The 15,346-nt window shown below is 40.5% G+C and carries 16 protein-coding genes; 14 read left to right on the top strand and 2 right to left on the bottom strand.

Annotated elements, in window-relative coordinates:
- The first annotated feature begins 257 nt into the window (after positions 1-257).
- The 9 genes from SYJ56_RS02730 to SYJ56_RS02690 all read left to right on the top strand — a co-directional run bounded on the left by SYJ56_RS02730 (position 258) and on the right by SYJ56_RS02690 (position 8,660).
- On the top strand, positions 258-1,712 hold the full coding sequence (locus SYJ56_RS02730) for an amidohydrolase family protein (RefSeq protein WP_323832099.1): 1,455 nt from the start codon (positions 258-260) through the stop codon (positions 1,710-1,712).
- A 72-nt stretch (positions 1,713-1,784) separates the two neighbouring features.
- Positions 1,785-2,294 (top strand): YybH family protein, encoded by a 510-nt coding sequence (locus tag SYJ56_RS02725; RefSeq protein WP_323832098.1) that lies wholly within the window; start codon positions 1,785-1,787, stop codon positions 2,292-2,294.
- Between the two features lie 217 nt (positions 2,295-2,511).
- On the top strand, positions 2,512-3,237 hold the full coding sequence (locus tag SYJ56_RS02720; protein WP_323832097.1) for a DUF6090 family protein: 726 nt from the start codon (positions 2,512-2,514) through the stop codon (positions 3,235-3,237).
- 26 nt (positions 3,238-3,263) lie between these two features.
- Positions 3,264-4,001 carry a DUF6090 family protein gene (locus SYJ56_RS02715; RefSeq protein WP_323832096.1) on the top strand — a complete coding sequence of 246 codons (738 nt, stop codon included), beginning with the start codon at positions 3,264-3,266 and terminating at the stop codon, positions 3,999-4,001.
- 30 nt (positions 4,002-4,031) lie between these two features.
- Positions 4,032-4,994, top strand: a complete 963-nt coding sequence (locus SYJ56_RS02710; RefSeq protein WP_323832095.1) for a hypothetical protein — start codon at positions 4,032-4,034, stop codon at positions 4,992-4,994.
- Complete coding sequence (locus SYJ56_RS02705; RefSeq protein WP_323832094.1) at positions 4,994-6,373, top strand: APC family permease; 1,380 nt, start codon at positions 4,994-4,996, stop codon at positions 6,371-6,373. The genes SYJ56_RS02710 and SYJ56_RS02705 overlap by 1 nt, the downstream gene beginning before the upstream one ends.
- A gap of 44 nt (positions 6,374-6,417) precedes the next feature.
- A complete protein-coding gene (locus SYJ56_RS02700) occupies positions 6,418-7,209 on the top strand; it encodes a hypothetical protein (RefSeq protein ID WP_323832093.1) in 792 nt (263 codons plus the stop codon).
- A 17-nt stretch (positions 7,210-7,226) separates the two neighbouring features.
- Entirely contained in the window at positions 7,227-7,955 is a 729-nt protein-coding gene (locus SYJ56_RS02695) for a hypothetical protein (protein WP_323832092.1), read from the top strand.
- Between the two features lie 57 nt (positions 7,956-8,012).
- Positions 8,013-8,660, top strand: coding sequence for a hypothetical protein (locus SYJ56_RS02690; RefSeq protein ID WP_323832091.1), 648 nt, complete (start codon positions 8,013-8,015; stop codon positions 8,658-8,660).
- Between the two features lie 35 nt (positions 8,661-8,695).
- Here the strand turns inward: SYJ56_RS02690 and SYJ56_RS02685 are convergent, their stop codons facing one another.
- Positions 8,696-9,532, bottom strand: a complete 837-nt coding sequence (locus SYJ56_RS02685; RefSeq protein ID WP_323832090.1) for a 3-keto-disaccharide hydrolase — start codon at positions 9,530-9,532, stop codon at positions 8,696-8,698.
- Positions 9,533-9,662: 130 nt separating this feature from the next.
- Here SYJ56_RS02685 and SYJ56_RS02680 point away from each other — a divergent pair, with 130 nt between their 5' ends.
- The 3 genes from SYJ56_RS02680 (at position 9,663) to SYJ56_RS02670 (ending at position 12,560) form a co-directional block, all read left to right on the top strand.
- On the top strand, positions 9,663-10,838 hold the full coding sequence (locus SYJ56_RS02680; protein WP_323832089.1) for a DmpA family aminopeptidase: 1,176 nt from the start codon (positions 9,663-9,665) through the stop codon (positions 10,836-10,838).
- A 242-nt stretch (positions 10,839-11,080) separates the two neighbouring features.
- Positions 11,081-12,007, top strand: coding sequence for an amidohydrolase family protein (locus tag SYJ56_RS02675; protein WP_323832088.1), 927 nt, complete (start codon positions 11,081-11,083; stop codon positions 12,005-12,007).
- Positions 12,008-12,035: 28 nt separating this feature from the next.
- Positions 12,036-12,560 carry a nuclear transport factor 2 family protein gene (locus tag SYJ56_RS02670; protein ID WP_323832087.1) on the top strand — a complete coding sequence of 175 codons (525 nt, stop codon included), beginning with the start codon at positions 12,036-12,038 and terminating at the stop codon, positions 12,558-12,560.
- A 143-nt stretch (positions 12,561-12,703) separates the two neighbouring features.
- On the opposite strand, the gene SYJ56_RS02665 is transcribed toward SYJ56_RS02670, so the two are convergent.
- Positions 12,704-12,910: a hypothetical protein gene (locus SYJ56_RS02665; RefSeq protein WP_323832086.1), complete on the bottom strand. Its 207-nt coding sequence runs from the start codon at positions 12,908-12,910 to the stop codon at positions 12,704-12,706.
- A gap of 156 nt (positions 12,911-13,066) precedes the next feature.
- On the opposite strand from SYJ56_RS02665, the gene SYJ56_RS02660 reads away from it, so the two are divergent.
- Positions 13,067-13,654, top strand: a complete 588-nt coding sequence (locus tag SYJ56_RS02660; protein WP_323832085.1) for a hypothetical protein — start codon at positions 13,067-13,069, stop codon at positions 13,652-13,654.
- A 648-nt stretch (positions 13,655-14,302) separates the two neighbouring features.
- A complete protein-coding gene (locus SYJ56_RS02655) occupies positions 14,303-15,193 on the top strand; it encodes a dioxygenase family protein (protein WP_323832084.1) in 891 nt (296 codons plus the stop codon).
- The last annotated feature ends 153 nt before the right edge of the window (positions 15,194-15,346 follow it).

The following is a 15,346-nucleotide window of genomic DNA, read 5'->3' as shown; positions in this document are numbered from 1 at the left end:
ACATTCCTTCACTGTAAATCTACTTCCGAAAAGAAAACCCGTGCATTGGGAAAGAAATGCATGGGTTTCGTCTAAGAAAAGTGCAGCTACAGCAACGATTTTTTTATATTAATAGAATCAAAACTTAGGTTAATTTTTTATCAAAAACTTCAAAGTTTAAAATCAATTGTACAGTTGCTTGAAATTATTCAAAAGCATCCTTTTCAATGAAATCAATGATGAGTTCCAAATCACTTAAACTCTTATTCTGCCTTTTTTTGAGCCTAAACTTTTGGCTTGAATCAACAGCCCAATCAGCCATCCTATACGAAATTGTCTTGCAAGGAGGCCGGGTGATCGATCCTGAGACAAAACTCGATGCCATCAGAAATGTAGGAATAATTAACAACCGCATTGCGCAAATCAGTTCGGAGCCTTTGAAGGGAGAGGAAATCGTCAATGTCAGTGGAATGGTGGTAGCCCCTGGGTTTATTGATTTGCATGTGCACGGTAGGAGTAATGTGGAACAGGAATACCAATTGCACGATGGGGTCACTACAGCTCTAGAGCTGGAATGGGGAATTGAAAACCTGAAAGAGTGGTATTATACACGGAAATCAAAAGCACTGATTAATTATGGAGCCAGTGTTTGTTGGCCGTACGCGCGGTTTAAATCCATATCAAAGTACCAAACCAATGTTGACAAGCTATATCAAATAAGTGTCCGTGGAGAATCCACGATAGAGCAGCTTACAAACACAATACTTCCGGCCGCTAACGACCAACTTACCGCTGAAGAACTTACTAAAACACTTGACAATATTAAAGCTGCTTTAGAAGAAGGTGGCATTGGCATTGGAGCACCCATTGGGTATCTGCCAAAATCAAATCCTAATGAATTATACCAGGTATTTCGGCTGGCCAGTGAACTCAAAACTCCGCTGTTTTCACATGTCCGAGAACCAAATATCATTTCGATACAGGAAGTGATAGCTAATGCAGCGCTGACAAATGCATCCCTGCACATTGTCCATATTAATAGCATGTCCCTTGGAAATATTCAAGTAAGCCTAGATATGGTGAGTGATGCACAGAAAAGAGGGATGGATATAACCACTGAACTGTATCCGTACACAGCTGCATCTACCACTATTCAAAGTGCGATGTTTGCTGCTGGATGGCAAGACAGATTGGGGATAAGCTATGGTGACTTACAATGGGTGGACACGGGAGAAAGACTTACCGAAGAAACTTTCCAAAAATATCGAAATGAAGGCGGTGTTCTCATCATGCACATGATGAAGCCCGAATGGATTCAAAAAGGAATTGCGGCACCAGGAGTGCTGATTGGATCGGATGGCATGCCCTACAGTAAACTTGCGCATCCCCGCACTGCAGGCACTTTTTCAAGAGTGTTGGGCAAATATGTCAGAGAAGATCAGGTACTCGACTTAAACACAGCCATTGAAAAAATGACCCTACTTCCGGCAAAGCGACTGGAAGGAATTGCTCCAATGATGCGGTTCAAAGGGAGAATACAAGTTGGCGCCGATGCGGACATCACCGTTTTTGATCCTAATACCATCATAGACAAAGCGACCTTTGAAGGCGGTTTGGAGTTTTCAACCGGGATTGAATATGTGTTGGTCAATGGGATTTTTGTGATGAAAAATGGCGAGACCGTTTCAAATGTATTTCCAGGACAAGGAGTATATGGGAAATATAAAAAGTGACCAGAAATTTAAAATAACAAACGGGAAAGCCGAAAACCGACCGTAGTAAGCATCAAAACAAATTAAAGACTTATGAAAAATTTATCAATTCTATCGAATCAAATGATTGTGGTACTCACACTTTGCGGTTTGACGCTTGGATTTCAGAGCTGTACTGAAAAAGCAGAAACTAAGATAGAACCTGTGGCTGAAGCAGAATTTGATTTAGCGGAAGCTAAGGCTGAAATTGAAGAAGCTAACAAGAATTTTATGGCATTGGTAGCCGCAGGTGATTCCGTTGGGATAGCGAATTTGTACACGACAGATGCAAAATTAATGTTTGCTGGAAAACCTGCTGATGTGGGCAGAACAAATATCCAAACCGCTTTTTCACAAATTTTAAATTCAGGAGTAACAAAAGTTGACCTCAAAACGAAAGAAGTTTTTGGTACAGAAGATTTATTGGCAGAAGAAGGTGAAGTGATTGTGTATGTAGGGGACATGGTTGTAGCAGAAGAAAAGTTCATTGTCCTTTGGAAAAAAGAAGATGGTAAATGGAAATTGTTTCGGGATATATCCAACTCAAATACACCCCCTCAATAGTATATTCTTTTGGCAAATTTTGGCTGAATAGCTAATTCCCGACAATCGAGTAGTTTTTGTTCTTAAGAACTTAGAGAGTTTTTTAAACCAATAACATATATGAAAGATACCAACCCCATCGCCCGTAGAGATTTCATGAGATCTGCTGCGGTCACTACAACAGGCACACTTGGTCTATCCATAATTCAAAGAGTTAGTCAGACATAAGCAACTTCAAATGATAAAATTTTTCAGGAAAATTCGCCAAAGTCTACTTATTGAAAACAAACTCAGCAGATACCTGCTCTATGCCTTTGGTGAAATTGTTCTCGTGGTCATTGGGATTTTAATTGCGCTTCAAGTCAATAATTGGAACGAGTTAAAAAAAGACCGATTTGTCGAACACAAACTCTTGACTGAGGTTAACGAAAACTTGGAAATCAACGCTGTCCGTCTCAAAAGTGATATGCAAAAGGAACTCAAATCAATAGAATCAATAGATTTTGTGGTTGATCACCTCGACAATCGGCGACCCTATGATGATTTTTTGGACACTTATTTTAGAGCTGCTTTTTACTCTCCTGATATAGTTTTAGCTACTTCGGGGTTTGAATCCATAAAATCCAAAGGATTTGGAATTGTAGAAAATGATGAAATCAGAAAGTCCATTTTAGAATTGTTTGACGTTACCTACGCCTTCATGTTATCTCAAACCATAAGAATAGAGGATCAATTTTGGCCATCGGCAGTGATTCCTTTATTGCACAAGCATTTTAGGGTTTTGGATGATAAAAGGTTCAAGCCGGTTGAATATGAAGCTTTGCTCAATGATGAAAGTTATAAAAACATGCTTTTGCACAGAAAACACTTTAGGGAACTAGCTTACCAATTAAAATCTGAGGCTTTAGGTCAAACCGAATCTACAATGGCTTTGATTGAAAATGAATTGAAAAAAAGGAAATAGTTAGTTTCAATTTAAACCAAGAATTGATGATCAAATTCTTTAGAATAATTAGGCAGAAACTATTAGAGGAGGGAAATCTGAAAAGATATCTCATTTATGCATTTGGAGAAATCCTGCTTGTGGTTATCGGAATTCTGATTGCGCTTCAAATCAATAATTGGAACGAAGGCAGAAAAGAATTGGCAAAAAGCCACGAGATATTGCGGGAAATAGCAGAAAACCTAGAGTACAACAATGCGCAGTTCCTACAAGAAATCAAAGAAGAAGAAGCTGTAGTTAAGTCTATTGATATTGTGTTAGAAAACCTAAAAATGAAAAAAGGCTATCACGACAGTTTAGATTTTCACTTTTTAAATGTTGCCTATTGGCCTGGTTCACTCAAGAAATCCTCAGGATATGAATCACTCAAGTCGCAGGGACTGGATATCATCAAATCTACCGCACTGAGAAAAGCAATCATCGATTTGTATGAAGGCAATTATCAGGAGATTGCTGAAACGGGACGAATTTCAGAGGGCAACGTAGCCAACACCATGTGGCCCATGGTTACAGCACTTTTTGAAACAATGCCTTCTGTACCACATCAAGCATTTGAAAGCCTTAAAATAATTCCATTTGATTACAATGAGCTTGTAAATGCCCAAAACTATCGTGGTTTTCTAAGCTGGTGGCGACATTCAAGGGTCGTTTCCATTGAAGTGAGAATGACTGCCATAGAGCAGAACAATAAGTTGATGGCAATGATAACGGAAGAGTTGAAATAGTTAGACCTAAGAAAAATTTTAAATTAATTTATGAATCGAAACCTTTCTCCCCAACAATTACCCTGGTGCCATTATCCAAAAGCAAATGATATAGAAAGCCACGGTCTGTGCGAACTTCCGTTATTTTTAACCCTTGTAGATTGGACAGAAATAAAGAAGTATAGAAGCAATAAGTTTAAAACAGAAGAACTAACAAAGCTGACGAATAAACAGATATTGGAATTGGCAAGCATAACAGCCAGGTCTTTTGCCCAAAATGAACCCATGGTGAGGCATGTACAGCTTCCGTCATTAATGTCTGAACAATTGCTGAACAGCTTCCATCATGACCCATTCGGTAATGAAGGATTTGGGGAATGGACTTCTGAGAATATCTTTTATTGGTTTATCCGTTTGTTTACGCTTACCAACCCATCCGACCCAATTGAAAACATTAAAATCAATGCTGATTCTGTTGATTTTTCGTTAGCAATTCTTGATGAGAATAAAAACTTAATCGGAGGGGCATTCAATTCTGTGATGAAATCCGAGGATGCGCCATTTAGAGACGGAGATCCGTTTATTGATGCAATAATCCAAGTTTATACCCCAAATTTTGATTTGATTTTTACACAGGAACATGAGGCGGTTGAAGCTTTAAAAGAGAAATATCAAGAGTTTAGGATGGCTCTTGAAAACCAAAAGGTAGGTTTACATTTTTTAATTGCCCGGTCACCGGCCCTTCCCAAAGAGGACACTTTTGAATTGGTAGCTGCATCAGCTGAGACATTTCGTCATCATGGCTGCCAATATATGCTTGTTGCTGCGACTAATCAGTGGACAGGAGCAGCTTGTGAAGCATTAAATGGCACAAGAGTACATTATTCCCCATATCGGAGTAAAAAGAGAGTCCCTTTAATAAAGGACGCCACCTCAACAGAACCCTATTCGATTGATGGATATATTTCAGCAAAAGATAGTGGAGCCATGTTTTATGTCATTAGGCTAAATTGATGGGTCAATCCACTTATACTGGAGAATTGAATAGAACCTTAGGCTTGCCTTCATTATTTGCGGTGGCTGTCGGGGTAGTGGTATCTCAGGTTGTTTTTGTTTCCATTTTGCAGGGTGTTGGGATAGGTGGGGCGAGCTTTTTTGTGGCAATGCTCATCGCTTTTGTGCTGACGCTTTGTTACGTTTTCACCTATTCAGAATTAGCCCTCTTGCTGCCCAAGGCAGGCAGCATCAGCTCCTACACAGAGGTCGCCATTGGCCATTTCCCGGCCATAGTGGCTAGTATAGCAGGATACCTCGCACCCGCTATTTTTGGCTTGCCTGCAGAGCTGTTTTTGTTGGAGCAAATTCTCGATGTATTGTATCCCGGCAGTTTTGTTTTTACAGGTGTGATTGTTTTGGTAATGTTTACCATTCTCAATTTGATTGGTGTAGATTTATTTTCTAAAGTGCAGAGTTTATTGTCTTACTTGATGTTGACAAGTATGGTCGTGATAGGAGTTGTTGGACTGACTCATTCCGACCCAAGAGGTCTTCCCATTAGTTCAATTGTTGAGGGAATTAGTCATCTTGATTTTCATGTCTTTAATCTTACAATGTTGGCTTTATGGTCTTTTTTTGCGCTTGAATTCGTTTGTCCTTTGATAGAGGAAACTAAAAATCCGAAGAAAAATATCCCTCGCTCGATGATATGGGCAGCAGTATTCCTGATGGTTATTTATTTTCTGATTGCACTTGCAGGGTACAGGACAGTGCCTGCCGGTGAGTTGACAGGATCCGACATTCCACATTGGCTTCTCGTATTGGAGTTGTTTGGTGAGAAAGGTAAATTGATAATGGCCGTGCTTGCAATCACTGCCACCTGCAGCACCATCAATACCGTAATCGCAACCCTGCCAAGGATGTTGTTTGGAATGGCGCATAATAATCAAATGCCTAAAATCTTTATGAAGATTCACCCCAAAACCCAAGCGCCTTGGGTAGGGATTATATTTGTGGCATCGATCATTTTAATTCCCACTCTTCTGCTAAGCGGTAAACAAGACATCATTTTAACTTTAATGATTTCTGCAGGCACTATTTGGCTAATTGCCTATATTATTGCTCATATTGATTTAATGGTCCTTAGAAAAAAATACCCAACTATCTCACGGCCGTTCCAATCGCCCTGGTATCCATTTCCACAAATACTAGGTATCATCGGCATGGTGTATATGATTCTCAATAATTCTCCTTCTCCTGACATGACAAAACAAGTTTACCTCAATGCAGGAATTATTCTATTTATCGCAGGTGCATTCGCTTGGTGGTGGGTTAAGTATAAAATGAAGAAGAAGCTATTTGAACCGGAGCCGATCGAGAATGTACTTTCCGAATAGGCTAAAGCCTTTCCAAGCTAATCTAAAATTTAATATATGAATGAATGATCAAATTCTTTAGAAAAATACGGCAGAAGTTGATAATTGAAGGTAATCTAAAGCGGTACCTGCTTTATGCTTTTGGAGAAATTTTGCTGGTGGTAATTGGGATACTTTTGGCACTTCAGATTAATAATTGGAATCAAAACAGACTCAACGCCAAAGAAGAACGACGCATTTATCAGGACATTACCGATGAATTTCAACTTTACAGATTTCTTTTTAAAAATGGCATTGGAACCTGGGAGACAGTGATTGGGAGCGCGGATAGTTTGTTAATGATCATCAATAATCCAGCAATTCTTCCTGCTGATGAAAAATTGGCGATATATATCCATCAATTGACTTTGAATTGGATGTCAGGCACTTCTACTACCGTCTATGATGTGTTGGGTAGTTCTGGTGATCTTGAAATAATTTCTTCCGAATTGCTTCGAAACTCTCTTGCGGAGTTTAAATATCAGATGGAGCATTTGAAAAAGTCTGAGGAGTCATATGTCCGCTTCGCAGATCAGGAGTTACGACCGTTCCTGAATCGCTTCGTGGATCGGTCGGCTACACGTGGTAACCGTGTGAAAGGTCAATGGATTATCACTCATCATCCATCTCCTTTTAGATCTTCATTTGATGACCTGGTTCAAAGTAGGGAATTTGCTAATCTGCTGATAGATCTTATAGATGCTTCAAACAAACTGATCAATGTTAACCGAAGACTTGAAGAAAATATTAACCAAATAGACTCCCTGATTTTGGCTAAATATCGCTTCATCCAAGCCAAGCCATATATCCCCAAATAGTAAAGAGCTAAAATTCGATGATCAAATTCTTCAGAAAAATTCGCCAAAGCTTGCTTCATGACAACAAATTCAGCAAGTATCTGCTATATGCCATCGGTGAAATCATTCTTGTTGTCATTGGGATCTTGATTGCCTTGCAGATCAACACCTGGAACGAATGGAGGAAGGATAGGATCAAAGAAGATAACATCCTCCATGATTTGGCGAAGAATATCGAAATCAACATACAGACTTTCCAGAATGACATCAACTTGCTTGAAGAATGGGGTCGTTCAAGTGAAATAATTATTCTTGCCTTGGGAAATAAAACAGTCTACTCAGATACCTTAAGGAATCATTTTCATCTGGCGAGGATAACAAAGCAAAAGCTGTTTGTTTCAAATATTGGATTTCAGGCTTATAAGGACTATGGATTGGATTTAATTACGAATAAGAATTTGTCTGCAGAAATCATCAAACTCTATGAATTCACCATTCCGTCTATTTTATCCACCAACGATTTGGTCAATGAGGTTGATGCCGAATGGGACAATTATATCGTACAGAATTTCGATTTTGTGGAAGGGGTGGGGCTTACACCCAATGATTACGAATCCCTGTTTGCAGATCATTATTATGTTTCTTGGGTCAAAGCATATAATCAGGGAAGGAAATCTTTAATCAAAACCGATCAAATATTGATTAAAGAATGTGAAAACGTATTACAGTTAATCCAGAATGAACTGAAAAAATCTAATTCACAATAAAAATTTTATGAAACAAAAATTACATGACTTATACTTTCTTCTGCTCTTTTGCTTTTGATGGGAAGTTGTCAGGAGAAAGTAAAAATATTTAAAATCCCCGAAGGCCACGTGGCCATGTTTGGCTATGGTTCATTGATGTCCAAGACCCTGATCGAAACGGGACTATTGGATAAGGCCTATGATGGCCCATTTTTACCTGCCCACCTTAAGGGTTACAAGCGGTCATGGACATTTGCATGGCCAACGGACCTTCCGCTAAACAATGTGGATAGTACTTTTACCAAGGATTATATTTTGATAGAAAGAGATACGGTATATCCCAAATACCTGCATTGCCTCAACATCCGCGAAGACCCGAATACGGTCATCAATGGGGTATTGTATATTGTGCAACCCAATTATGATGCGTGGGAGTTGGGTTATGAGCGGTTTGAAGTCACAGATTTAATCCAAGGATATACCATTGAGGGAGGTCCGGTTTTCGCCTACCAGGCACATTCTGATTTTGAGCTAGAGCCAAATAATGATTACACCCATAATTCCATCGAACTCAGTTATTGGAAAATCATTGAAGACGCCTTCGATTATTGGGGAAAAGATTTTGAAGCTGAGTATAAAAGAACCACCGAACCATTAGATCCTTCCATCCTTCATGATACCCAAAAGATCTTATTGACAAATCCACCCATGGATAAATTGGAATAATTAAAGTCGGGTTTTAACTACTGAATCTCAATATTTTAAAGATCAAATGGCAACTCGAATATCTTTTTGACTTTGATGTCCCTGTAGAAAATCTCAGCTCCTTCGGATTGTATTTGGATTTTACCACTTTTCAGTGGCAACTCGCCTGTTTCAGACATGTATCGAGAGTTGTAGAGTACCATCACCACTTTGCTGTTCACCAGGTGCACAGCTGTATCGCCGTAGCAAAAAAGTTCTAGGGTGTTCCATTCACCCGTCGGGTTTTCTGTATCGGGGTATTTTACACATCGCCTTCCTATAGGGCTCGAATCACTGAACGTCAATTTTTCAGATTCAGGATCATAGACATAGAACTCATCTATCTTCTTTGCCTCTATATCCATGATGCCTCCAGCCACCCCCCAATAATCGCCACAATCACCTTCTTGGACTTGTAACTCCTGTGAGCGCATCCAAAAACCACCGTCTGCCCCATGCGGCCCTCCAGCATGATAGAGTATTCCGCTATCCCTTTTATTTTTGTCTCGCGGTTTGTGTTTCGCTTCGCCCCATTTAAATTGAAGGCTGAGGTGGTAATTGCTGTAATCCTGCATAGTTGACAAGCCACCCCATTGCTCACCGGAAATGCGGATAGCGGGCCTTCCATCCACTTCCACCACACTGAATACACTTTGCGGATCGATGTTCAGGCCGGTGGGAATATCAGACTTTTTAACAGTAGAGTCGGAAGTGGCCGCCCATTCTGGCCCGAGGTAAGTGTCCCAGCCAGTGAGGTCTTTTTCATTGAAAAGTGCTTCCCATTGCTTTTCAGGCTTACAGGATAGTGATGCTAGGAGTGATAAGGCGAAAAGGAAGATATTGGCTTTGAACATTTATTCTGGGTTTGGTTAAAGGTAGTCATTCTTCAAAAAAAAAAAGGGAGTGGACAAAGCACAAACCAGAAAGAATTTGAAAATGATTAGATTGAAAGGTCAAGGTTTTTAATTGATTAAAACAATGAAAATGAGGAGGTCAATTATTTTTATCCTACTAATTCTCAACCTATCTATTGCCTACGCCCAAAAGCCACGAGCAAGAGATTTAGGAATTCCATTTAATGGTATTACAGGTCAATTTAATTCCATCACAGATGTAAAAGGAGTAGAAGTGGGTTACAGCACAATCATCTCCGGAAGCGGTGAAAACATTGTGAGCAAGGGACCTGTCAGAACTGGGGTCACTGCCATTTTTCCTCGGGGCAAAGCCAAAAAATTCAGCCCGGTATTTGGCAATTGGTACAGCTTAAATGGAAACGGCGAAATGACTGGGACCACATGGGTCGCGGAATCCGGCTTCCTGGAAACACCGATTATGATTACCAATACCAACAGCGTGGGCGTAGTCCGGGATGCTGTCTTGAAATGGTACGTGGATTCCGATTGGTATCAGGGTGAAGAGTGGTGGTACACCTATCCTGTGGTAGCTGAGACTTACGATGGATTTTTGAATGACATCTATGGATTTCATGTCAAAGAAGAGCATGTGCTTGAAGCAATTACCAATGCGGCATCGGGTAAAATAGCAGAAGGAAATGTGGGGGGAGGTACCGGTATGATGTGTTTGGGTTTCAAAGGTGGAACCGGGACATCCTCAAGAATGATAAAGATTATGGATTCCACTTACACGGTTGGGGTTTTGGTACAAGCAAACTTTGGTAGAAAACCTTCCTTAACCATCGCCGGAGTTCCGGTTGGAAGGGAGTTGATGGACACCTTAAATAATGAATTGAAATTGCCTCCACAATCTTATCGAAAAGAAGGAGACGGTTCCATAATTGTGGTCGTTGCGACAGACGCACCTTTGCTTCCGCATCAATTAAAGCGAATTGCAAATCGAGTACCTTTGGGAATCGGGAAAACCGGAGGCTTTGGAACCAATGGTTCAGGGGATATTTTTATAGCTTTTTCTACTGCAAACCCCGAAGCTTTTCAGCGGTATGATTTCTCAGAAGTTGATATGCTGCCTAATGATTTGATCGATCCACTATTAGAAGCAACTGTTCAATCAGTTGAGGAAGCCATCATCAACGCCATGATAGCAGCAGAAACCATGGAAGGAATCAATGGAAATAAATCCTATGCATTGCCTCATGGATTGTTGGTGGAAGTGCTCAAAAATTACAATCGGCTGAATAAATGAAATCGAGCCTGCCTGAGGCCAGGCATGACTCAAGTGTCAAACGGAGAGATAATTATTGACCATGCGAGATTCCATAGCCTGCCCCGACCAATCGGGGTGGCCTTTAAAAAACAAATTATTAACACATGAAATCGAGCATGACGAAGAACGTCACACAGAGGGATGATTATAAATCCTGCGAGATTCTCCCGAATCAAGTTCGGGACAGGCTATGTGGCCTTTAAAAGACAAATTATAATCATATGAAATTAGACACAATGCAAAAAATCCTAATACTCCTCTCATTAGCTGTTCTGTCTCCCTTGGTGGGACAATCGCAAACCAGAATAATTGACATGCACATTCATTCTTATACGGAAAGTGACTTTGGTGAACGCGAAGCACCCACCGACCACTATGGTGTGAAAGGTTCTGTCAATGCCGAACAACATCGCATAGAGACTTTTGCGGCATTTGAACAATTCAATATTGTGAAAGCCATGGTCAGCGGAAATCCCGAAAGTGTGAAAAATTGGAAGGAAAAGGATAAAGACAACAGGGTGATCCGGGGTATTTTGAATTTTTTGCCTAACGATCATGGGATGGATATTGTCAAGTTCGAGCAAATGGTCAAAGCTGGTGAAATTGAAATTTTTGGAGAATTAGGCCCTTACTACAGCGGGACTACTTTAAGTGATTCCATTTGGCAGCCCTATCTGAAAATCTGTGAACAATATGATATTCCTGTAGCAGTGCACACGGGAGGAGGTGATCCACTGGGAAATAATTCATGGGCACCCAAAGCACGGCTAACTCTGGGAGACCCATATCTCATTGAGGATGTCTTGGTGAAGTATCCAAAACTCCGGCTCTATATGATGCATGCCGGAGGAGAGGATTGGCCGGAGCATGCCATTCGATTGATGGCCTACTATCCCCAACTCTACACCGATGTCGCAGTGTTGCTTTGGGTAGAACCCAATACCCAACGCTATGTCACAGATTTTCTTCGAAATATTAAGCATGCAGGCTATCTGGACCGTGTCATGTTTGGATCTGACCAAATGATCTGGCCTTATGCGATTGAAAAATCAATTGATTTTTTGAATAGCCTTGACTTCCTGACCGAAAAAGATAAAGAAGGAATATTCTATGGCAATGCTGCAAGATTTTTAAAGTTAAAAGAATAGTCTTTGCAACTCTTTAAAGAGAAACAACATGAAAATTTTTACAATGTTTATTGTCTTTGCAATACTTGCTTCCCTCACCTTAAGCAGTTGTAGAGAGAACAGCAAAGATCATTCAAAGTTCGAAACTTTATTAACTACCCTCAGCAAAACTGAGCTCGAAAATGAAGCCTGGCACATGGAAGAATTGTATTGGGAGTATGTTCAGAAAAGTGATACTGTTTCATATAAAACCCTTTGGCACGCCAATTTTATAGGATATCCGAGTTTTGGGGATGGAGTTTCGGACAAAAGTAAGATCGCAATTTGGATACCTGAATTGCACAAAGACCCAGATTTGAAATACAGCTATACCCTTTACAAAAAGGCATCAAACGCAATCGAAGGTGTGGTGATCGTCTTCTATGACACGGATTATTTCTGGACAGACAAAGACAACAAAGTAGTCAGAAAAGAGACTTACAAGTTTACCCATACTTGGAAAAAAGTGGATGGTAAATGGGTGATTCTTGGCGGCATGGCCGCAATGAAAAATCAAGATGTATTGAACGATTAAAAAACCAAATTTGGTGGAAAAAAATGGTGAATCCTTTCACAAAAAACTCCCCCTTATCCAAAAGGAAAAGGAGGAGTTGGTCACTTACAATAGCTTAAAATTGAGAATCATTTTTTAGAAGTAATTTTTACTCGAATAGAACCTCAATATTTCGAGATGCGGTATATAACATTCTTACCTCCACTCCAAACATAAATATCCCCGGATCTACCGATGGCCACACCATCAAAAAAATGTGTAGGCGTAGTCTCTAGGCCCACAGCGTCTTTGCTGAATTCGAGCTCATTAGCTACCATTGTCAAAGCTCCAGTGCTCAGATCGATGGAAAAAGCGAATCGTAAACTCTCCACCCGGAAAGAAATATTTTTTATTTGGGAAGAAATCTATGCTATTAGTCCTAAGTAGGCGATTTGGAACTACTGATTTTTATATCTTTTTCAGAATTACTTGAACAATTACAATGAGCAAACAATCCCATTATTTCATAACCTAAAAATTCAGAACAAATGAAAAAGTCCATAATACCATTACTCTCCGTTTTATTCCTAGCGTCCTGTGGAACAGAAAGCATGACCGACATGCAACCAAACCAGGAGATCAATGAAAATATCCTCCTTAGCAAAGAAGTAATCGAAAATGGCTTTGCTGTCCGAGAGGAAACGACCGCGTCTACTTCAGTTATAAAGAACGGGGCGAGATGGCAGGTCACGGACCAGTACTTACTTTTTGGCACGATGGCGGATGGACTCATGACCGGTTTCGTGCTCAAAGAAGGTGTTCCTGTCATCCTCACAGCTTCGGGCGAGGTTGGTTTCTATTTCGCCGGGCTTTCTGATCCTGCCACACCGAACGGACGTCCTGAACTGGGTTCGATAAACGGCTTTCCAATTGTTTCATTGGTAGCTCGCGTTGGAGGTGGGGAGCTCCAATTAATAGGCACAGGACCCACACAGGTGACAGGCAGTGGTGAATTGATCCTATACGTCAACGACAGCTTCTTCGGAGACAACTCAGGAGCCTGGAATGTAGAGGTCATTTATGACTGCTACCCAGGAAATGGCTTCGGTGACCCTAACCATTACCACTGCAAGTAACCCGGCTAGCCGAACCGTCGACCATATGAGGAAGTTCTGCGCCATATTAGTTGCTGGGCTTCCTTGTAGCATTTGGTGAAGTAGACATGGTAGTTTGCACACGGTCACTTCGGCCTATTCTCACACTAGCTTTTGTGTCAGTCAATATTAGAGCGAAATAGTCAAATACTTCATAAAATGGACTCAATTAGAAAAAGCTGAATCATGGCTGTTTGAATTAAAGTCAGACCTTCAAAAAAAATCCTATTACCTGAATAGTTATTCCATTCATTGCTATCGATATAGACTAAAGGTTTATTTGAAATTTAAAATAAAAGGAGAATTCAGGAAAGGTTAACTGCCAATAAATTTATGACTCTCTACCTTTTTTGTAAAATTCGGATTTAGTGGTAACTTATTGATTACCAATTATAGTTTTATTTAAATTCTTGCCAACAGCGTTCTCTTCAAGCTGATATTCTACACTGGTGAATGACATCTGCTCAGAGGGATTGCCTTTGAAAGAAAATTATAATCGCCTGAAATCGAGCCTGCCTACCGCAGGCAGGCATGACGCAAGCGACACACAGAGGGATGATTATCCTCCAAGCGAGATTCCATCCCGATTTTCGGGACAGGTAATGACCATTGATAAACAATTATAAACACATGAAAAGAAGAGACTTTGTTAAAACCTCCTTACTCAGCGTGACTGCGGTAAGTGCTTTCGGATTTATCCGATTCGATGGTGAAAAGTATGTTGGAGATTGTGCTACTACCTCCGATATTTTGGGTCCTTTTTATCGTCCAAATAGTCCGCTTAGAAATAACTTCCGACGACCTGGTGATAAAGGTAAGAACGTAGAACTCAGCGGTAAAATTCTTCATCAAGACTGTACCACCCCTTATCAAAACGCAAAAATCGAACTCTGGCATTGTGACGCAGCCGGAGTTTATGATAATTCCACCTCTGAATTCAGATATCGTGGCACTGTCGTAACAGATGCTGAGGGAAATTATACTATTGAAACGATCCTTCCTGTGCCCTATGATGCGGGAGGAGGATTGATCAGACCTGCTCACTTCCACATGATGGTAACTGCAGAAGGCTATCAGCCTTTGGTCACCCAATTATATTTTTCAGGAGACAAAAACATTGAAAAAGACCCTTGGGCATCAAAAGCCAAGGGGAGGGTGTTGGAAGTTCAGGACAATCCAAATGGAACGAGCAAGGTTATTTTTGACGTAGGAATGGCTCAAACTTTGGCAATTGAAACGGCCTCCATTGATAAGCTTATCGGGACCTATATCGATGAAAATGACCCTCAAAAAACACTTATACTATTCAAAAACAAAAACGCTCTTTGGGTGAAAAATGAGGTGTTTGGGGAAGGATACGAATACGCTGGCAATAACCTATTTGTATATCCCAACAACCCGGAAGGAAGTTTTGACAAACTGGAATTTGAAATCATTCCTTCAGGTTCAATCAGATTGACCCATTCCTTTCAATATGTGGATCTTGGCAAGGCAACCCACGTTTACATTAAAAAAATCTAATCGCCTGAAATCGAGCCTGCCTACCGCAGGCAGGCATGACTCAAGCGTCACACAGTGGGATGATTATCCGTAATGCGAGATATCACCTGCCTGCTGGAAGGCTGGTGTGGCCTTTAAAAAACAAATTATAAACACATGAAAGCCAGAATCCTT

It is taken from the genome of Algoriphagus aurantiacus (genome assembly GCF_035156405.1).
GTDB lineage: Bacteria > Bacteroidota > Bacteroidia > Cytophagales > Cyclobacteriaceae > Algoriphagus > Algoriphagus aurantiacus.
This window is presented reverse-complemented; position numbering and strand designations above follow the sequence as displayed.